Below are 19,958 nucleotides of genomic sequence, written 5' to 3'. Positions count from 1 at the left end.
AACAATGCTTTTTTAAAACTCGCGGTATTGTTAATTGAGTATACTTTTCTAGAAAGCCGTTCGTGGTGAGCTTGTCGAACCATAACGGTTTTCCTAGACTTCGACAAGCTCAGTCCGAACGGAAAACCTTAAAATCTATCTTTATTTAACAATACCAAACTCGCTATTATCCAGCCTTTTGACCCATGTGTCTAGCGTACGATTGTTATGTAATTGTAGCAAACGAAAACCGCTCGCTACATCATCAATGCCAAATTCATCTCGGTGCGGGGCAAATTGGCGAGACGTGGCAGGGCAGGTATAGAGCGTTCCGCCATTTTGTTGCAAGATATGTGCCTGATGAACGTGTCCACAGAGAACATGGGGGCGATTGGTGGTATTGGTGGTGTGAGCGTTTAGTATCGCCCAAAATTCATTGCCATTTTGCAACATATGCTCATCTATCCATGCCGAGCCGACAGGGGTAGGGTGGTGGTGTAGGGCGATAAGGGTGGGCATGGCGTGATTTAGATGAGTCTTTAAAAAGGCAAGCTGGGCATCATCAAGTCGCCCATAGACATGACCATGTAGGGCAGAATTGACCGCTAAAAGTTGCCAAGTGGCGTGGGGTAGCTCGATGATAAGGCGGTGGGTGTCAATAAGCCTGTCATCTTTGGCAATGGGGAGAAATGTGCGTTTGTCAAAAGGTAAATCATGCCCTATCTCATGTGTTACGTCATGATTGCCTGCCAAGCACAGATAGGGGGTGTTGGTTTTATCCAATGTAGCAAACAGCCAATCATAAAGGGGTAAATGACCGTCATTGACCAAATCGCCTGTGAGTAACAGTAAGTTCGGCTTAAAGGTTAAGGCAAAATCCAGCACCTTTAAAAATTTATCGGTATTAGTAGGGGCGTGCGTGGATAAATGCAAATCGCTGATTTGAGCGATGATAAAATCGGACGGGGCGGATAGGTGGGTGGGGTAGGTCATGGGTCATGGGTTTAAAAATATGGTTAAATTTAAAGAGGGTGGATTGCAATTTGTGCAAATATAATCATTTAACTTCAAAATACACTCATTGGCAGTAAGGTGCATATCACGCACCAATAAGATTTTTTGCTATATTATTTGTTCAAATTCATAGGGCAAATGTGATTTGCCCCTACAACGCCTTTTAAAGGTATGATAAATAATGCCAAACAGATTTCAATTGTAATTTAAAAGGGTAATTAACCAATTTACGATTTACCCAACACCTTCCCCACACCAAACACCGCAAAAAACCCAATCGCCAACGTCATGACAATGGCAAGCCCCGTTTGCACGTCAAGCCACACGCTTCCCCACACGCCTGTGGTTACGGCGATTTGGGCGATTATCATGGCAAAAATAACCATTTGTGTGGGCGAGTGAGCAAGCAGGCGAGCGATAAGAGCAGGTAGGATAAGTAGCCCTGTGATGAGCAAACTGCCGACCGCTTGAATGGCAACCGCACAAAACCCCGCCAGAAGCCCCATAAAAAAGAGCTGTTCGGTCTTAGGATTGATGCCTGCGATAGACGCTAGGGCTTCTGATGTGGCAAGTTTAACCTGTTTTTGCCAAATCCACGCCAAAAAAACAAGCCCTGCCCCAACCATGACCACCAAACGGGGCAAATCGCCCCAATCCATGTCAAGTAAGCTACCAAACAAAAAGCCTAGCACGTTGGCTTGTTGCTGGGTAAGCTGGGTGAGCGTTAAAAGCCCCAGACACAACAGGGACACGGCAAGCACCGACAGCGTGGCATCGCTCGGCAGTCGCTTGTCTTGTAGGAACATGAGCGTGATGACCACGCCTATGCTCACCACGCCCACACCCATGTCGGCAGGGATAGACAGCCACGCCCCAATCGCCACGCCAAGCAGAGCCCCATGAGCAAGCGTATCGGCAAAAAACGCCATGCGTCGCCACAGCACCAAACAGCCAAGCGGTGCAGAGAGTAGGGCAAGCAGTGAGCCTGCAAGCCAAGCAGGGGCGATAATCGGTAGCCAATCGTTCATAATTAGTGGGTATGCTGACAGTGGTCGTGATGATGAATGTAGGGGGTTTGGTGGGTGCTGTGATATTGCCCAAATAACGCAACAAATTCAGGCAGATGAGCGATGTCGGACGGCACGCCTTGACAGCAGATGTGTTTGTTTAGGCAGACGACACGCCGAGTGCCTTTCATGACCCAGTGCAAATCGTGCGACACAACGAGCATGGCACACGCCAAAAATGGGGGCATACTGTCTATAAAGTCATAAAGTAACTCTTCGCTATCGGGGTCTAGCCCTTGCATGGGTTCGTCTAAGATGAGTAGGTCGGGCTTGTCAAGCAGTGCCCTTGCCATAAGGACACGCTGAGTCTCGCCCCCTGATAGGTGGTGTATTTGGCGGTCAAGTAGGGGGGCAAGCGATAGCTTTTGTAGGACAAAATCACGCTCATCAGGCGTTAGGCGTTTGGTGTTCGCTTGGGCGAGCAAATCTTTGACACGGAGCGGTAAAATGCTCGGCACGCTAAACTTTTGGGGAACGTAACTTATCACGCTGTTGTGCTTGATGATGTCGCCTGACGTGGGTTTGTTTAAGCCTAAAATGAGTTTGACCAGCGTGGACTTGCCCGCCCCGTTTGGACCGATAAGACTGACCATTTCGCCTTTGGATAAGGTGAGTGATATGTCCGTTAAAATCTTGTTTTGACCGACATGAAAGCTGACTTTATCTAAGCGAAACAGCTCGTCTGTATTAGCAACTGTGTTAGCGACAGGCACGACACACGCCTTTTAGTTCAATGACCGTGCGTTCTATGTCAAACCCTGCGTCATCTTTGGCAAAATTGACAATAGCGTCCACAGGCACGTTAGAGCATTCTTCAACGCCTTGGCATTTTTGGCAAATCAAAAAGGCGGCGGCGTGCTTGGAGCGTGGGTGGCAACATGGCACATAGGCGTTCATGGAGCTTAACTGATGAATCAACCCTTCGGCAAGCAAAAATTCTAACGAACGATAAATGGTCGGTGGGGCGATGTTTTTGTTTTTTGCCCCTGATGAGTGGCGAGCAGACTGCAAGGCACTGATAAGGTCATACGCCCCAAGTGGCTTATCCGCTTCCAAAATCAGTCCGTATACTTCTTCACGCAAGGGCGTAAAACGCACGCCACGAGCTTCACAGTGGGCTTTGGCATCAAGCATACGCTGTTTGGGGTCTTGATGTTCGTGGACGTTGTGGTGGTGGTCGCATTGGCAGGCGTGGTCGGTCATGATAGGCTCTTTTGGTTGTTCAAAATTATAAAAATTACATTTAAAATATACGTTATTTTACCATAAAAATAATTGGACAATTTTAAAATGACTGATGAATGCCATTGATATAACATATCATCAAATGGGCGGTGTTTGTGTTGGTAATTTTTAAGAAAAATGCTCGTTTCATCTTAATTTAGATACATTATAACAAAAACCCATGATGTATGATATAATCTTACAAGACATTATCGCAAATTTATGCAAGTTTTGTGCCATTTTTTATATTTTTCCAAATAAATTTATTTAATTTAAAAGGTTGCCATGTTATTTTCTAAATTCCCCTTTGCTAAACTAAGCCTATTTGCCTTGCCCACCCTACTGTCTGCGACCGTCCATGCAGGCACGGTAACGGTGAGTAATTATCCGTTGTTACTACTGTCCAATGCAGTAACACAGGGAGCAGAACCTGCCCAAATGCTACTATCCACAGGCGATGTCGGTCATCATGGCAGTCTCTCGCCAAGCAAAGTCAAGCTCGTGGGCGACAGCGATTATGTGGTGTGGTTCGGGCATGAGCTTGAACAAAATCTCGTTAAGACCTTAGATAATGCCCCGAACGCCATTTCGCTATTTAAGATGAAGGCGTTTTATCGTCTGCCCATGAGGCAGCTTGATGGCACGCCCCGAGCCGACACCTTTGACCCACACATTTGGCTAGACCCAGAGAATGCCAAGGCCATTGTGCGAGCATTGGCGGTGGTGCATTCGCACGCCAACCCCGAGCATAAGGGGTTGTATGCTGATAACGTCAAGGCATTTCATCAAGCCATGGATAAGGCGGTGGCACAGGTGCCAAAAGAGCATAAGCGGGCGTATTGGGCGTATCATGATTCGTTTGCCTATCTTGAACGCTCGGCAAATCTACGTTTTGCAGGGGCATTGACCCCCGACCATCATCTGTCACCCAAAGCCAGCCAATTTCGCATTTTAAATAACGACCGCCCATCGCCTTATATGTGCCTACTGTCGCAAGGGGCGATTTCGGACGGTATTAAAAATAAGCTCGGCAATGTCGGCACGCTCGTCAAACAAGAAGACATGTCAGACGGCACCGATTTTGTGGACGTGTGGCAGGCGACCGTCAATGAGATTTACGCGTGTATCGACCAAAAATAAATTGGCGGATAGGGTGTATATAAAGGCGATGTGATGAGCATTGCCTTTTTGTCTATAAATGACATCTATCAAACCTGCTACAACCAAAGGCGTATTTTATTTTCCTAAAACCGACAAAAGCTTCATTCTATATTTATCATAAAAATAAATGATATTATCACTTTTTACTGATGAAAAAATGCCGATAAAATCTTGTAAGTTTTTTAAAAACTTTTTATAATACAGAACCTTACGATTTTTCATTGTGTTTTTGAGAGCATCATGAGCAAGCCTGCCCAGCGTCATCAGCAAGCCCGTGTGTACCGCTTGCAATTTCGTCAAGCATGGGCGGTATTGATACTCATTGGCATAGGGTTTATCCTTGAAACGTTGGGCGTTGCTCACGCCACCAAAAGCATGGCATCGGGCGGACTGCTTGGCTACATCGCCCAGTGTGCGTTTACACTCATTGCCTACCGCACGACAGGGGCGAGAGCAGGGCGTGTTATCATGCTCAACATGTATTTGGGGCAGATGATAAAATGGTTTATCACGCTGATGGGTTTTGCCCTGATTTTTATGTTGGCTAAGCCGATTGGGGCGTTTTTGGTGATTTTGAGTTATTTTGCTCTACAAGTTGTGCATGTTATGGTAATGTGGCGTATTTAGATTATCAATTAATTTTTAAAAATAGTTAGATTTTTTAAATTTAATACTCATTTTTTTGCCAAAAATTGAAAAAATTCTGTAAGAAAACTCATAATTACCCTTTACAAGAACTACCAAAGTAGGGTATTATACTTCGGATTGCTTACAAACATTCCGATAAAAATTTCATAAATTTATAAGTATGCTATTTTCAATGATTTGTATGAAATGATTGACAATAATGTACTTTAAATGAATGATTTAAAATTGCTGATTGATATTTATGGGATAAGTTGAACCAGCAATTTTTTATTGTGTCATTTTAGAGCGTGTTGAGAACTCAACACCTTGCAAATTGATGGATTGCGTGATGAATTTTTCACACGTTCTGATTAACCAAGTTAAAAATAAGAGCTTATTATGGCAGCGGATTCTTCAGAATATATTGCTCACCATTTAACCAACTGGACGTATGGTTATCATCCAGAACATGGTTGGAAAGTGGCACACACCGCCCAAGAAGCCGCAGAGATGGGCTTTAAAGCCATTCATTTGGACTCCATGCTGTGGTCGGTTGGTTTGGGTGCTTTCTTTTGCTGGCTGTTTTGGATGGTTGGGCGTAAGGCGACATCAGGCGTACCTACCAAGCTACAAGCCTTCATTGAGATGATTGTTGATTTTGTGGACAACAGTGTCCGTGAATCTTATAAAGGTCCATCAAAGCTGATTGCACCTTTGTCATTGACAATTTTTGTGTGGATTTTCTTGATGAACTTGATGGATTTGATTCCCGTCGATTTCATCCCTGGTACCGCACAGTGGATTGGCAGTCTGATGGGTCATGACCCGCACCATGTTTACTTTAAGATTGTGCCAAGTACTGACCCGAACATCACGCTCGGTATGGCATTTTGTGTGCTACTGCTCATCATTGGCTTTGGTCTTAAATACAAAGGCGTGGGCGGATTTATTGGTGAGTTTACCTTACACCCATTTAGTGCCAAAAACCCAATCTTGCAGGCGATTTTAATCCCCATCAACCTAGTTTTAGAGACAGTAACTCTGCTTGCCAAACCCATTTCGCTAGGCCTGCGACTGTTTGGTAACATGTATGCCGGTGAGCTTATCTTTATTCTAATTGCACTTATGTACATGTCTGAGAGCTTGTTTGTTAAAGGCTTGGGTGTACCGCTACATTTGGCTTGGGCAATCTTCCACATCTTAGTTATTACTTTACAGGCGTTCGTGTTTATGATGCTGACGATAGTTTATCTGTCGCTCATCTCACAAACATCAGAACATTAATTGACACTTTTATTCTAACCCTTCAAATAGGTCATTAAGGAGACATCATGGATCCAGTAATCGCTCAGTACACGCTTCTTGCTGTGGCTCTTCTAATCGGTGCAGGTGCTTTGGCAACTGGTATTGGTTTTGCTATCCTAGGCGGTAAGTTCCTAGAAAGTACTGCTCGTCAGCCTGAGCTTGGCTCACAACTTCAAACCAAAATGTTCATCGTGGCAGGTCTTCTTGACGCCGTACCGATGATTGGTGTTGGTATTGCCATGCTTCTACTATTCGCCAACCCATTCGCATAAGTTGAAGCGGTCAGTCTAGGTCCATTCTTGTCGGCAGTTTACTTGCCGACAGCAATTGGCTATCACCTGACTTTCACTAACAAATGAGGTGATTGGATGAATATTAATTCCACCATTATCGGTCAGATGATTGCGTTTGCGTTTTTCGTGTGGTTCTGCATGAAATTCGTATGGCCGCCACTCATCGGAGCGATTAACGAGCGTCAACGTAAAATCGAAGAAGGCTTAAACGCCGCCGAAAAAGCAAAAGCTGACCTTGCATCTGCTGAGTCACAAGTTCAAGCAGAGTTTGCAAATGCCAAAGCTGAGGCTGCTTCTATCATTGAACGTGCTAACAAAACTGCCAATCAAATGATTGAAGACGCCAAAGTCACAGCCCGTCTTGAAAGCGAGCGTATTATTGGTGCGGCCCAACAAACGGTTGACCAACAAATTGCCCAAACTCGTGAACAGCTACGTTCACAAGTTGCGACTCTTGCAGTACTTGGTGCTGAAAAGATTCTAGAAGAAAAAGTTGATGAACAAAAACATGCCAGCATGCTAGCACAACTGGCAACCAAGCTGTAATTAGAGGAACTCATGGCTGAATTATCTACCTTGGCAAGACCTTACGCAAAGGCTGCGTTTGACTATGCTAAAGAGCAAAATGCGATTAACGAATGGGAAGACTTCTTGTTGATGGCATCGGATATTGTGCGTGATGACGCATTTATTGGTTTGCTACACAATCCAGCCATTCCCGCCAGTCAAAAAACTTCGGTGCTGATGGATATTTACACCAGCCAAAGACCGAGTAACTCGCCACTTGCCCAAACGTTGCAGACAGCGGCGTCACAGGGTGTGGACGTGAGTGCGGCGGCAGAAGTATTAGCAGGAAGTAAGCATTTGACAGCCAATAAGGCATTGACAAACTTTGTCAGCCAGCTGTCTGATAATGACAGACTGTCTTTGCTTCCTGAGATTCATGCTCATTACAGCAAGCTAAAATCACAAGAGCTAAAACAGGTTGACGCTTACGTAACATCAGCCTACCCACTAACTGAAGCCCAACGCAAATCCCTACAAGAATCTTTGGCTATCTCAACAGGTTCTATCGTGATTTTACACGAGGCTGTGGATAGTTCACTGTTAGGGGGTGCGACCATTAAAGTGGGCGATAAGTTTACTGATGGCTCGGTGCGTGGCAAGTTAAAACAATTAAAGACTCAGCTAACAGCATAAACTGTGGCTGTCTAAATTATAGGAAACAAGGCAATGCAACAATTGAATCCAGCTGAAATCAGCAATCTGATTAAGCAACGTATTCAAGACCTTGACGTAAGCGCAACTGCTAAAACTGAAGGCGTTATCGTCAGTGTCTCTGATGGTATTGTAAAAATTCATGGTCTAGAAGAAGCCATGTATGGCGAGATGATTGAGTTTGAGGGCAATGTCTATGGCATGGCACTAAACTTAGAACAAGACTCAGTCGGTGCGGTCGTTTTGGGCGACTATTTACCCCTGCAAGAGGGACAAAAAGCATACTGCACAGGTCGTATCCTAGAAGTACCCGTAGGTCCTGAACTGTTGGGTCGCGTGGTTGACGCTTTGGGTAATCCTATTGATGGCAAAGGTCCTATCAATGCCAAGCTAACCGATAAAGTTGAAAAAATCGCCCCTGGCGTTATCGCTCGTCAATCGGTTGATGAGCCTGTTATGACAGGTTATAAAGCGGTTGATACCATGATTCCAATCGGACGTGGTCAGCGTGAGCTTATCATTGGCGACCGTCAAACAGGTAAGACCGCCATGGCAATCGATGCTATCATTGCCCAAAAAGACTCTGGCATCAAATGTATCTATGTTGCTGTTGGTCAAAAACGCTCAACCATCGCTAACGTGGTGCGTAAACTAGAAGAGTCAGGTGCATTGGCTTATACTACCGTTGTGGTTGCATCAGCATCAGAGCCTGCAGCACTACAATACATCGCCCCATATTCTGGTTGTACCATGGGTGAGTACTTCCGTGATCGTGGTCAAGACGCACTTATCATCTATGATGATTTGTCTAAGCAAGCGGTTGCCTATCGTCAAATCTCGCTACTACTACGCCGTCCACCAGGACGTGAAGCCTACCCAGGGGATGTATTCTACTTGCACTCACGCCTGTTAGAGCGTGCATCTCGTGTCAATGCAGACTATGTAGAAGCGTTTACGGGTGGCGAAGTCAAAGGCAAAACTGGTTCATTGACTGCCTTGCCTATCATTGAAACCCAAGCAGGTGACGTATCAGCGTTCGTACCTACCAACGTAATTTCGATTACTGATGGTCAGATTTTCCTAGAATCTAACCTATTTAACTCAGGTATTCGCCCTGCGGTAAATGCTGGTATCTCGGTATCTCGTGTGGGTGGTGCAGCTCAAACGAAAATCATCAAAAAGCTCTCAGGCGGTATCCGTACAGCCTTGGCACAGTATCGTGAGTTGGCTGCCTTTGCTCAGTTTGCATCAGATTTGGATGACGCAACCAAACAGCAACTAGAACACGGTCAGCGTGTGACTGAGCTGATGAAGCAAAAACAATACGCACCGATGTCTATCGCTGACCAAGCGGCGGTCATCTATGCATCAAACGAAGGCTATCTTGCTGATGTACCTGTTGAAAAAATCGGTGCTTTTGAGCAAGGTTTGTTAAGCTTCCTTCGTGGCGAACATGGTGCTCTCATGAGTGAGATTGATGAGACTGCCAACTATAATGATGACATCGAGAGTCGTCTAAAAGCAGGGATTGAAGCTTTCAAAGCATCTCGTAGCTACTAAGAGCAATATGGTGTATCATTGATACACCATATACCCATTTAAACTGAGTCCAGTTTTGGAATAATTATGGCAAGCTTAAAAGAAATACGTGCAAAAGTAACCAGTATTAAAAGCACTCAGAAAATCACACGTGCCATGCAGATGGTTGCTGCCAGTAAAATGCGTCGGGCTCAAGAACGCATGGGCATGGGTCGCCCTTATGCTGAAAGTATGCACCGTGTGATTTCACACCTTGTGCAAGCACAGTCCGATTATAAGCACCCTTATATGGTCAGTCGCCCTGTGAACCGTGTGGGTTTTATCGTGGTTACTTCTGACCGTGGTTTGGCAGGTGGTCTAAACATTAACCTGTTTAAAAGTTTATTAAAGTCAGTCAAAACTTACCAAGAGCAGTCTGTCGAAGTTGAGTTTGCAGCCATTGGCTCAAAAGGCGTTGGTTTTTTCAAAAACTTTGGTGGTAATGTCACATCGGTAGTTACCGATTATGGCGATAGCCCAAGCTATGAACACATCAGCAGTCCCGTACAGACCATGCTTGATGATTACCAAAATGGCAAATTAGATAGAATCTATTTGGTGTACAATCAGTTCATCAATGCCATGACCCAAAAACCATCAATCACTCAGCTTGTTCCTTTACCTGAGGGAGCTTTGTCCGATGATGAGGGTATCAGTCACGGTTGGGATTATATTTATGAGCCTGATACAAAGACGTTGATTGACAGTTTGATGGTACGCTATATTGAATCATTGGTTTATCAAGCCGTCCTTGAAAACATCGCATCAGAGCAATCTGCTCGTATGGTAGCGATGAAAGCGGCGACAGATAATGCTGGTAATTTAATTAAAGATTTACAATTGGTTTATAATAAGCTCAGACAAGCAGCGATTACCCGAGAGATTTCGGAAATCGTTGGTGGTGCTGCTGCGGTATCTTGATAAAATTGGAGTTCTTATGAATCATTATGTGCGTGGTGTGTTGGTATCATTGATTGTGGCAACTTTGGCGGTGGGCTGTGCATCAACAGGAAATGTGGCCATGAAGGAACAAAACCAACAAAGCATTGAACAAGCCATCATTAAAGGTAAAACCACCAAACAAGATGTGAGCAAAATTTTTGGTTCTGCTGATAATGTCTCATTTACTGACAGTGGTAATGAAATTTGGACGTATCGTCATTCCAAATCAAAACCAATGGCAAGAAATTTTATTCCTTACAATTTTTTCTCACTGGGTGAGAACACTCAAACCAAAGAGTTGGTTATTTTATTTGATAATCGTGGAGTGGTCTCCAACTATACCTTTAGAGAGACTGCCAATCAGTCCAAAATGGGTATTGCAGAATAACTTATATTTAGGAGAACGCAATGAGCGGTCGTATTGTACAAATTATTGGTGCGGTAATTGACGTTGAGTTTAGCCGTGGTCAAGTACCCCAAATTTTTGATGCATTAAGTGTTGATGGCACCGAAACAACTTTGGAAGTACAACAACAATTAGGTGATGGCGTGGTACGTACCATTGCCATGGGTTCTACCGAAGGTCTAAAACGTGGCTTGCCTGTTTCTAATACAGGTGCACCCATCTCTGTGCCTGTGGGTACAGCAACACTAGGACGTATCATGGACGTATTGGGTCGCCCAATCGATGAAGCAGGTCCTGTGAATGCTGAGCAAAAATGGTCTATTCACCGTGAAGCCCCAAGCTATGATGAACAATCTAACTCAACAGAGCTACTAGAAACTGGTATTAAAGTTATTGACTTGCTTTGCCCATTTGCAAAAGGTGGTAAAGTTGGTCTGTTCGGCGGTGCCGGTGTTGGTAAGACCGTTAATATGATGGAGCTTATTAACAACATCGCCCTAAAACACTCAGGTCTGTCCGTGTTTGCAGGCGTGGGTGAGCGTACTCGTGAGGGTAACGACTTTTATCACGAAATGCAAGAAGCTGGCGTTGTTAATACCGAAGACTTTACCAAGTCAAAAGTTGCGATGGTATACGGTCAGATGAACGAGCCACCAGGAAACCGTTTGCGTGTTGCTCTAACTGGTCTGACCATGGCAGAGTACTTCCGTGATGAAAAAGACGAAGCTACTGGCAAAGGTCGTGACGTTCTGTTGTTCGTTGATAACATTTACCGTTATACCCTAGCAGGTACCGAAGTATCAGCACTTCTAGGTCGTATGCCATCTGCGGTAGGTTATCAGCCGACACTTGCCGAAGAGATGGGTGCATTGCAAGAACGTATTACTTCTACTCAGTCAGGTTCGATTACTTCTGTACAAGCCGTTTACGTTCCTGCGGACGACTTGACTGACCCATCGCCTGCAACCACCTTTGCTCACTTGGACGCAACGGTCGTACTTAGCCGTGATATCGCTTCACAAGGTATTTACCCTGCGGTTGACCCGCTTGATTCAACATCACGTCAGCTTGACCCACAAGTTATCGGTGATGAGCATTATAATGTTGCTCGTGGTGTGCAAGAAGTACTACAACGTTATAAAGAGTTAAAAGACATCATTGCCATCTTGGGTATGGATGAGTTGTCAGAAGAAGATAAGCTGGTTGTTTATCGTGCTCGTAAGATTCAGCGTTTCCTATCACAGCCTTTCCACGTGGCAGAAGTATTTACAGGAGCACCTGGTAAATATGTGGCATTGCGTGATACCATTGCTGGCTTTAAATCCATCATCAGTGGCGAATATGACCACTTACCAGAACAAGCCTTCTATATGGTAGGTGGTATTGATGAAGTGATTGCAAAAGCTGACAAGCTAAAAGCTGCTTAATGTCCAAAGTTAAGATTGGAGAAATCCAATCTTAACTGACTTTATCACGGACAAAACGATGATATAAAATAGATAGGAGTCATCATGGCAACATTTACATGCCGAGTGGTCAGTGCCAGAGAAGAGCTTTACTCAGGTGACATTAGCGTGCTTGTGGCTTCGGGTATTGATGGTGAGCTTGGTATTTTGGCAGGTCATACGCCAATCATCACCTTGCTAAAACCAGGTCCTTTGCACCTAAAATCAGCCGATGGTACAGATGAAGTGATTTATGTACAAGGTGGCGTACTTGAAGTTCAACCTAAGATTGTGACCGTGCTTGCTGATTCGGCAGAACGTGCCAGTAATCTGGATGAAGCAAAAATTGCCGAAGCTCGTCGCAATGCTGAGCAAGCCTTGGCAAATCAAAGTGCTAATATTGATACCACTGCTGCCCTGACAGCATTGGCAGAGTCATTGGCACAGCTACAAACCATTCAAAAATATAAAAATCGTGCTTAATTGCTGATTAAAAATCGTGCTTATTGTTCAAAAATTTGTTAGAATAAGCACGTCCACCAAACAAGTCTGCTTGATTGATGGCATTACCTGATTTTGATGTATCTTTTGATGTATTCAAGGATAATATATGACAACGACAGCCCCAGAAAAAGAAGATATTCCCCGAATTCTGATTGTTGAAGATGATGAGCGTCTTGCCGTCTTAACCCAAGACTATCTCAGACGTAACGGATTGGACGTGGCGATTGAAACTGATGGCACTCGTGCGATTCGTCGCATCATTAGTGAACAGCCTGATTTGGTGGTGCTTGATGTCATGTTGCCAGGTAGTGATGGTTTGACAGTGTGCCGTGAAGTACGTCCACACTATGCTCAGCCGATTTTAATGTTAACAGCACGCACCGAAGACATGGATCAGGTGTTAGGCTTGGAGATGGGAGCGGATGATTATGTGGCAAAACCTGCCCAGCCCCGAGTGTTGCTAGCCCGTATCCGTGCCTTGCTTCGTCGCTCTGACTCGGCACCGACAGACGACACACCACAGCGTTTGGAATTTGGTGACTTGGTCATTGACAATGGCGGTCGCTCAGTTACCTTAAATGACGAATTGGTTGATTTTACCAGTGCTGAGTATGATTTGCTTTGGTTACTTGCGTCAAATGCAGGTCGTATCTTATCTCGTGAAGATATTTTTGAGCGACTTCGTGGTATTGAGTACGATGGTCAAGACCGTTCAATTGATGTGCGTATCTCTCGTATTCGTCCAAAAATTGGCGATGACCCAGAAAATCCCAAACGTATCAAAACAGTGCGTAGTAAAGGTTATCTGTTTGTTAAAGAAGGCAATTAATTGTAATCTTAACATCAGTCAATATCCAAGCTATGCTACAATAAAGCCAGCCACATCGCTGGCTTTTTATTTTCACTCATGATAAGTCAATGGTATGGCACTCTCATCAATCACCGAACGTAGTATCTTTTTTCGTATTTATGCAGGGCTTTTGCTTGTCTGCTTTTTGGTTGCCTTTTTTGGCTATTTTCTCATGCAGGCAATTAACCAGCAACGCCTGCAATCTTATCGAGAATCCATTGCCACGGTTGCTTTTTATTTAGGCACAGCTTCTTATGACAGACAGCATGAGAGCAACAAAGAGCAGTGGCTACTGGCAACCAGTCGAGCTTTTGGTTCTGAGATTCATGTAACGCCCGTTGATGAATTTGATTTTAAAGGGCGTGAGTTAAAACGCCTCCACGAGGGCAAATCTGTGGTGCGTCATGATGAGATGACCCGTCATTCTACGGTTTATCATCAAATAGATGATGGTCAGAACATATTATCTGCCGAACTTGACCGCATTAACGAAAGACAAATTCATGCCGCCATGGGTTTTTTGCTTGATGATTTAAGAGATTATGATACTTTAGAAGAAAAACAACAACGCCTTACTTACCTAAGTAAAAATTTTGGCTACCCCATTGTACTCATGCCACTGGCAAGTTTGGAGTTGGACAGGGAGCAGTTTGATAAGCTAAATGCAGGCAAAGCAGTGCTGACTTTTGACAACCAAAATCAAAACCCACATTTGTCAGTGATGATTTCATCAAACATCCCCAATGAAGTGTTGGTGGCGAATGTGCCGTTGTTTAATTTCTTCTCTTTGGACGTCATTATCAGTATTGTGCTGATTTGCCTGTTACTGGTCAGCTTTGGGGTGTATGCCCTGATTTTCCCATTAGAGCGACGTTTGCAACTATTACAAATGGGGGTTAATAAAGTTGCTGAAGGCAAACTTGACACCATGGTGCAGGTGGCAGGGTACGATGACATAGCCCGTCTGTCATCAACCTTTAATACCATGACCCGCCACATCAAAAGACTCATCGAGTCTCAGCGTGAGCTGACCCGTGCCGTCTCGCATGAACTAAGAACACCAGTGGCACGCATTCGTTTTGCGGTGGACATGCTTGCTGATGATGATGATTATGAGTCACGGCAGGTACAAAAGCAGTATATTGATGATGACATTGCTTCTTTAAATGAACTCATTGATGAAATTTTAACCTATGCCAAGCTCGAAGAAGGCTCGCCCAAGATGGATTGGGAAATGGTGTGCCTAAAAGAGCTCCTTGAACAAATTGAGCGTGAGACCAATGCTTTGGGCAAACCCATTGCCATACAAATCAAACCGCCCGCCCAAAAAGTGGTGGCGATGGCAGACAGGCGTTATTTGCACCGCGTGGTACAAAACTTAGCAGGCAATGCCCTGCGTTATGCCAAAAGCACCATCATCATCAGTGCAGGGGTCAAAAAAGGCATGGCATTTGTCACCGTCGAAGATGATGGGCATGGGATTCCCGAAGCCGACCGTGAAAAAGTGTTCATTCCTTTTGCCCGTCTCGATGACAGTCGTACCCGTGCGTCAGGTGGCTATGGGCTTGGACTGTCCATTGTTTCACGCATTGCATTTTGGTTTAGTGGTAACATGAGTGTGGATGAAAGCCCAAGTTTGCATGGGGCGAGATTTACCATGGAATGGCCAGTCAAACAGGTGGGCGTGGTTGTCGTGGCAGATGAGCTGACGGGCGCAAAAAGTGAGAAAAAACTCATCGGTACAGACGAATAGCGATAAATACAGATAACTGGCGTGGCATTTTGACAAAGTTATGCTAAAATAAATTACAAATTTATCTTAGGATGTCAATATGCCTTATCTTTTTGGATTATTGGTGCTTGCCAATGCGGCTCTGTTGGGTTATTTTCTGCTGGTGCCTAGTACCGATAAGAATGTTGAGCAAGCCAAAGCCAGTCTTGTCGCCCCCGTCAGCTTTACCGATACGACCAATCAGCTGCCCCCCGAGATTGGTAAAAAATAATTAAAAATCACACCATTTTTAGACTGATAGGATTTATTGGCTTAAATAGGGCTACTCTCATCTTGACCGATATCATGTTTTGTCGGATTGTCTGATGTGTCAGTTGTGCTTCGTGTATTATCTACCAAAGGAATATGCACAAGAACTTCTAGCCCGCCATTGTCATGGTTGCGGGCGATGACCTCGCCTTGGTGCAGGTGAGCGATACGACTGACAATGGCAAGACCTAGCCCACTACCTTGGGTTGTCCGTGCTGTCTCACCACGCTCAAAAGGTTGCATAATACGTTGTAGTTCACTCTCCGCCACACCCTCGCCCTCATCACGCACACTGATGGTGAGTATTCTTTTTTTAAGGGTTTCAGCGGTCAAATCATCAGCGTCTCGATAATCAATTACCGCTCCCAAATGAATGGGTTCACGCCCATAACGCACCGCATTATTGACCAAATTGACAATCAAACGTTTCATGGATAAAGGACGCACCATGACATCTTCGGCGACCTGATTGTCATAGACAAAACGCACGTCATTAAACTGCACGCTGATTTCATGGAAAATCAGCTCCAAATTGGTCGCTCGCACTGCTTCATCCGAGCCGTCTTTCATAAATGACATGAACTGCTCCAAAATAGCATCCATGTCCTCGATGTCATACACCAGCCCTTCTCGAAAAAACTCATCAGGCAACATCTCGGCAGTCAGTCGCATGCGAGTTAGGGGCGTGCGTAGGTCATGGCTGATGCCAGCGAGCATGATGGTGCGTTCTTTTTGGGCTTGATGTAGGGTGTGAAATAGGCGGTTAAAGGCGGTATTGACTTTACGAATCTCATTTGAGCCAACCTCGGGTAGCACGGTTGCATGCCCTAGATGAATGTAGTCATTGGCGGTGCGTTCTAGTTTTTTGAGTGGGCGATTTAGGCGACGCACCAAAACCAGACTTACCAAAATGGTCAAAATCGGCAAGCCAAACACAAAGCCTGCCAGTAACCCCGCACTGTACTGCGAATAATGAATGACAGGTTCGCGTAGCCAAACGTTGGGGTATTTGCTGTCCCAAATCCACAGCTTCGGAGTTGGTTTGAACTTAAAATAAACCTTGACCTCACGCCCAAGCTCTCGGCTGACTTGCCCTGCAAAAATGTCGGTAAAAAAGTCAGCCACTATCTTGTCATTGACCACAGGAAACTCGCTCGGGTCGCTGATGATTTGCACATGGCTGTTGTCCTGCACCCATTTGAGCATGGCAGGGTCGTCTGCAAAGCTCTGATTGGCGTTGTCAATAAAGGTCAGCTCGCTTGCCAAATAACTGGCGTGATTCTTAATCTCAGGCAGATACAGGCTTCGCCAAATGAGCCAAATCGATAAGGCGATACTGGCAAAGACGATAAAAATCACCATGCTGACCGTCTGCCATGTGTTAGAATTTAGCGTGTGTCTGATTTTAAGTTGCCAGTACTTGTAATTTTTTTTCATAAAAATGGGATAAAAGTGCGATACGCTCTATTTTAACACACGTTTTGTGCATAAAGTCGGAAATTGCTTTGTCAAACCAATTTATGCCCATGTTGTCAGGTATTGCATCACGGCATGAGAATTTTTAAAAAATTACTTTGAAAATGGCATAAAAATTGGTATAATTAGGGTCTTTTTATAAATCTGGTTTTGCCATCGGCTCATCCTCACATTTTTGGCGACCAGTTTTTTCTTGCAAATACTTTGTCATTTAATGAATTCAAGAGAGAATTATCATGGTTGTTATTCGTCTAGCTCGTGGCGGTTCAAAAAAACGCCCATTCTACCAAATCGTTGTTGCTGACAAGCGTGCGTCTCGTGACGGTCGCCACATTGAGCGTATTGGTTTCTTTAACCCACTGGCTCGTGGTCAAGAAGAAGCGTTTCGCATTGACCAAGACGCTTATAATGCGTGGATTGGTAAAGGAGCTCAGCCTTCTGACCGTGTTGCCCAACTGGTTAAGGCTAGCAACAAAGCGTAATCGCTGACATCTTGTGTCGGTTTGTGTGTCTCTTATCATTGATTGATGAGTGTCATGCAGACCGATTTTTTATTTATCTCTTTACTGGTTTTAAAATAAGTCAAAACTCTTATTTACCTTGCAAGCATTTATTTTTATTAATTTATTTAAAACGCCATGACAACATCGCCCAATCCTGACACGCTCATCCAAATCGCTACCCTAAAAAAACCTTATGGCATTAAGGGCTGGCTGTGGGTGTTTAGCTTGACTGACAACCGCTCGGACATCTTTGACATGCCTCATTGGTACATGAAAACAGCACTCGGTTTTCGCCCTTTGACGGTCAGCGACTGGCGAGAGCAGGGGGCAGGGTTGGTGGCAAGTTTTAAGGAAGTGCCTGACCGTAACGTGGCAGAGACCATGAATGGCGTGAGCGTTTGGGTGGATAAATCAAACTTGCCCGCTTTGGATGATGATGAGTATTATTGGTCGGACTTGGTGGGGCTGACGATCATCAACGAAGAAGGCGATAATTTGGGCGTCATCAAAGAGATGTTCGAGACGTCCGCCCATGCCATCATTTCGGTCAAGCCGACTGCCGAGAGCGTGGATAGTGAAGACAGGCTTATTCCGTGGCATAGTGACATCGTACTTAATGTGGATTTGGACACCAAAACCATGCTCGTGGCATGGGGCAGGGACTATTAAGCCATGGCACTCAAAATCACAACCGACTGTATCAACTGCGATGTGTGTGAGCCTGTCTGCCCCAATGAAGCCATCTCAGCAGGGGATGACATCTATGTCATCAATCCCGACCTATGCACCGAATGCGTGGGACATTATGACACGCCCCAATGCGTGGACATATGTCCTGTGGACTGCATTCCCAAAGACCCTGATTATGACGAGAGCGAAGATGAGCTACTTGTTAAATATCACAAAATTACCAACAGCTAGATAAAGGCGATATGGCTACAAAACTTTAAAATTACCACAAATCTATGATGTATGAATGTAGAGAGCTGGCTCTACGCACCTATAAAGATAGTGTGCTAACCAAGGGCGTGTTCAACACGCCCCTACAAATCTGTGGTAAATATTAAGCTCATTAAGCATGATTATTTATCGCTTTTCTTGTTATAAAACAGGAACATCTCATCTATGATGAAAACCCTAAGACATTTTTATTTTGACATATTTTTTACCATCGTCTGCTTGATTGGGGCGGCGTACTGGGGCTTTACGCATGGTGGGACAACCGCCATGCTCTCGGCACTGTTTATTACAATGGTGCTGGCACTCATGGAAATCTCATTATCCTTTGATAATGCGGTGGTCAATGCGTCCGTCTTAAAGCATTGGGATAAGTTTTGGAAAATGCTGTTTTTAACCGTCGGTATGCTTATCGCTGTGTTTGGTATGCGACTGGTATTTCCCATTGTCATCGTGGCGGTAACGGCAGACATGGGTATGAAAGAAGTTGTCGATTTGGCACTTAATAATCCCACAGAATACTCCGCCAAGCTCATGGCACATCACGCCGAGATTGCCGCGTTTGGTGGTATGTTCCTACTCCTTGTCTTTTTGAACTTTGTGTTTGATGACAAAGACATTCATTGGTTTGGCTGGCTTGAAAAACACCTTGCCAAATTTGGTAAAGTCGATGCCATGAGCGTGTTTGTGGCGATTGTGATTTTGATGACATCCTTGTCGTGGGTAGATGAAGTACATGAACCTGCTGTCCTTATGGCAGGCGTGTGGGGCATTCTTATCTATATGGGTGTAAACGTGCTATCCACTTTCTTAGAAGGCGATGATGACGATGACAAAGTGGACGGCAACGAAGTAGTGGGAGCGATTGCCAAAGGTGGTATCGCAGGCTTTTTATATTTAGAAGTGCTGGACGCATCATTTAGTTTTGATGGGGTGATTGGGGCATTTGCCATTACCAATGACGTGGTCATCATCATGATTGGTCTTGCCATTGGAGCGATGTTTGTGCGTTCGATGACGATTTTCTTGGTTGAAAAAGGCACGCTGGATGAGTTTGTGTACCTAGAACACGGGGCTCATTATGCCATTGGGGCGTTGGCAATTATCATGCTTATCTCGATGAAATTTCATGTGCCTGAGATTATCACGGGGCTTATCGGGGTTGCCTTTATCGTGGCGTCAGTGATAGCTTCCATTCGCTATCGCAAAAATAATTCGCCTGAGTCTATCTCCAAGCAGTGATAAGCCACACTTAGCACAAATAATGCCATAAAACAGCAAAATCGCTTGTACTCTACTGCATTCATTGTTAAGATACGCCTTATTTTCATCAATAAGGCATTATCATGACTACTACCCAAACCGCCC

General features: G+C 44.7%; 23 protein-coding genes. 18 read left to right on the top strand and 5 right to left on the bottom strand.

Annotation, left to right across the window (positions count from 1 at the left end; translation table 11 throughout):
* Nucleotides 1-141: 141 nt before the first annotated feature.
* The 4 genes from DX073_RS08435 to DX073_RS08420 all read right to left on the bottom strand — a co-directional run bounded on the left by DX073_RS08435 (nt 142) and on the right by DX073_RS08420 (nt 3,263).
* Complete coding sequence (locus DX073_RS08435) at nt 142-972, bottom strand: metallophosphoesterase (protein ID WP_115007376.1); 831 nt, start codon at nt 970-972, stop codon at nt 142-144.
* A gap of 248 nt (nt 973-1,220) precedes the next feature.
* The gene (locus tag DX073_RS08430) at nt 1,221-2,021 is read right to left on the bottom strand and encodes a metal ABC transporter permease (protein WP_115007374.1); all 801 of its coding nucleotides are present in this window, start codon (nt 2,019-2,021) and stop codon (nt 1,221-1,223) included.
* A gap of 2 nt (nt 2,022-2,023) precedes the next feature.
* Nucleotides 2,024-2,773, bottom strand: coding sequence for a metal ABC transporter ATP-binding protein (locus tag DX073_RS08425; RefSeq protein ID WP_115007372.1), 750 nt, complete (start codon nt 2,771-2,773; stop codon nt 2,024-2,026).
* Complete coding sequence (locus tag DX073_RS08420) at nt 2,760-3,263, bottom strand: Fur family transcriptional regulator (protein WP_115007370.1); 504 nt, start codon at nt 3,261-3,263, stop codon at nt 2,760-2,762. The genes DX073_RS08425 and DX073_RS08420 overlap by 14 nt, the downstream gene beginning before the upstream one ends.
* A gap of 306 nt (nt 3,264-3,569) precedes the next feature.
* On the opposite strand from DX073_RS08420, the gene DX073_RS08415 reads away from it, so the two are divergent.
* From DX073_RS08415 to DX073_RS14310, 14 genes are all read left to right on the top strand, one after another.
* Nucleotides 3,570-4,424 (top strand): metal ABC transporter substrate-binding protein, encoded by an 855-nt coding sequence (locus DX073_RS08415; RefSeq protein ID WP_115007368.1) that lies wholly within the window; start codon nt 3,570-3,572, stop codon nt 4,422-4,424.
* 261 nt (nt 4,425-4,685) lie between these two features.
* Nucleotides 4,686-5,072, top strand: a complete 387-nt coding sequence (locus DX073_RS08410; RefSeq protein ID WP_115007366.1) for an ATP synthase subunit I — start codon at nt 4,686-4,688, stop codon at nt 5,070-5,072.
* A 399-nt stretch (nt 5,073-5,471) separates the two neighbouring features.
* A complete protein-coding gene (atpB, locus tag DX073_RS08405) occupies nt 5,472-6,356 on the top strand; it encodes a F0F1 ATP synthase subunit A (protein WP_029102939.1) in 885 nt (294 codons plus the stop codon).
* 47 nt (nt 6,357-6,403) lie between these two features.
* The gene (atpE, locus tag DX073_RS08400; protein ID WP_003658962.1) at nt 6,404-6,649 is read left to right on the top strand and encodes a F0F1 ATP synthase subunit C; all 246 of its coding nucleotides are present in this window, start codon (nt 6,404-6,406) and stop codon (nt 6,647-6,649) included.
* 96 nt (nt 6,650-6,745) lie between these two features.
* Nucleotides 6,746-7,216 (top strand): F0F1 ATP synthase subunit B, encoded by a 471-nt coding sequence (locus tag DX073_RS08395; protein WP_115007364.1) that lies wholly within the window; start codon nt 6,746-6,748, stop codon nt 7,214-7,216.
* Nucleotides 7,217-7,228: 12 nt separating this feature from the next.
* Complete coding sequence (locus DX073_RS08390; RefSeq protein ID WP_065255034.1) at nt 7,229-7,870, top strand: F0F1 ATP synthase subunit delta; 642 nt, start codon at nt 7,229-7,231, stop codon at nt 7,868-7,870.
* Nucleotides 7,871-7,903: 33 nt separating this feature from the next.
* Nucleotides 7,904-9,448: a F0F1 ATP synthase subunit alpha gene (gene atpA / locus DX073_RS08385; protein WP_115007362.1), complete on the top strand. Its 1,545-nt coding sequence runs from the start codon at nt 7,904-7,906 to the stop codon at nt 9,446-9,448.
* Between the two features lie 66 nt (nt 9,449-9,514).
* Entirely contained in the window at nt 9,515-10,387 is an 873-nt protein-coding gene (gene atpG / locus DX073_RS08380; RefSeq protein ID WP_078274458.1) for a F0F1 ATP synthase subunit gamma, read from the top strand.
* Nucleotides 10,388-10,403: 16 nt separating this feature from the next.
* On the top strand, nt 10,404-10,796 hold the full coding sequence (locus tag DX073_RS08375) for an outer membrane protein assembly factor BamE (RefSeq protein WP_258556916.1): 393 nt from the start codon (nt 10,404-10,406) through the stop codon (nt 10,794-10,796).
* Nucleotides 10,797-10,816: 20 nt separating this feature from the next.
* Complete coding sequence (atpD, locus tag DX073_RS08370; protein ID WP_115007360.1) at nt 10,817-12,241, top strand: F0F1 ATP synthase subunit beta; 1,425 nt, start codon at nt 10,817-10,819, stop codon at nt 12,239-12,241.
* 84 nt (nt 12,242-12,325) lie between these two features.
* Nucleotides 12,326-12,742, top strand: coding sequence for a F0F1 ATP synthase subunit epsilon (locus tag DX073_RS08365; protein WP_115007358.1), 417 nt, complete (start codon nt 12,326-12,328; stop codon nt 12,740-12,742).
* A 127-nt stretch (nt 12,743-12,869) separates the two neighbouring features.
* Nucleotides 12,870-13,592 (top strand): response regulator, encoded by a 723-nt coding sequence (locus tag DX073_RS08360; protein WP_029102947.1) that lies wholly within the window; start codon nt 12,870-12,872, stop codon nt 13,590-13,592.
* 94 nt (nt 13,593-13,686) lie between these two features.
* Nucleotides 13,687-15,366, top strand: coding sequence for an ATP-binding protein (locus DX073_RS08355; protein WP_115007356.1), 1,680 nt, complete (start codon nt 13,687-13,689; stop codon nt 15,364-15,366).
* Between the two features lie 79 nt (nt 15,367-15,445).
* Nucleotides 15,446-15,616 carry a hypothetical protein gene (locus DX073_RS14310; RefSeq protein ID WP_181814402.1) on the top strand — a complete coding sequence of 57 codons (171 nt, stop codon included), beginning with the start codon at nt 15,446-15,448 and terminating at the stop codon, nt 15,614-15,616.
* A 41-nt stretch (nt 15,617-15,657) separates the two neighbouring features.
* Here DX073_RS14310 and DX073_RS08350 read toward each other — a convergent pair whose 3' ends face one another.
* The gene (locus tag DX073_RS08350; RefSeq protein WP_115007354.1) at nt 15,658-17,091 is read right to left on the bottom strand and encodes an ATP-binding protein; all 1,434 of its coding nucleotides are present in this window, start codon (nt 17,089-17,091) and stop codon (nt 15,658-15,660) included.
* Nucleotides 17,092-17,366: 275 nt separating this feature from the next.
* Between DX073_RS08350 and rpsP the strand changes: the two genes are divergently transcribed.
* The 4 genes from rpsP to DX073_RS08330 all read left to right on the top strand — a co-directional run bounded on the left by rpsP (nt 17,367) and on the right by DX073_RS08330 (nt 19,832).
* Entirely contained in the window at nt 17,367-17,612 is a 246-nt protein-coding gene (gene rpsP / locus DX073_RS08345) for a 30S ribosomal protein S16 (RefSeq protein ID WP_029102950.1), read from the top strand.
* A gap of 156 nt (nt 17,613-17,768) precedes the next feature.
* Nucleotides 17,769-18,302 (top strand): ribosome maturation factor RimM, encoded by a 534-nt coding sequence (gene rimM, locus DX073_RS08340; protein WP_115007352.1) that lies wholly within the window; start codon nt 17,769-17,771, stop codon nt 18,300-18,302.
* 3 nt (nt 18,303-18,305) lie between these two features.
* The gene (locus DX073_RS08335; protein WP_115007350.1) at nt 18,306-18,554 is read left to right on the top strand and encodes a YfhL family 4Fe-4S dicluster ferredoxin; all 249 of its coding nucleotides are present in this window, start codon (nt 18,306-18,308) and stop codon (nt 18,552-18,554) included.
* A 207-nt stretch (nt 18,555-18,761) separates the two neighbouring features.
* Nucleotides 18,762-19,832, top strand: coding sequence for a DUF475 domain-containing protein (locus DX073_RS08330; RefSeq protein WP_115007347.1), 1,071 nt, complete (start codon nt 18,762-18,764; stop codon nt 19,830-19,832).
* Nucleotides 19,833-19,958: the final 126 nt, after the last annotated feature.

The organism is Moraxella lacunata (assembly GCF_900453205.1).
GTDB lineage: Bacteria > Pseudomonadota > Gammaproteobacteria > Pseudomonadales > Moraxellaceae > Moraxella > Moraxella lacunata_B.
This window is presented reverse-complemented; position numbering and strand designations above follow the sequence as displayed.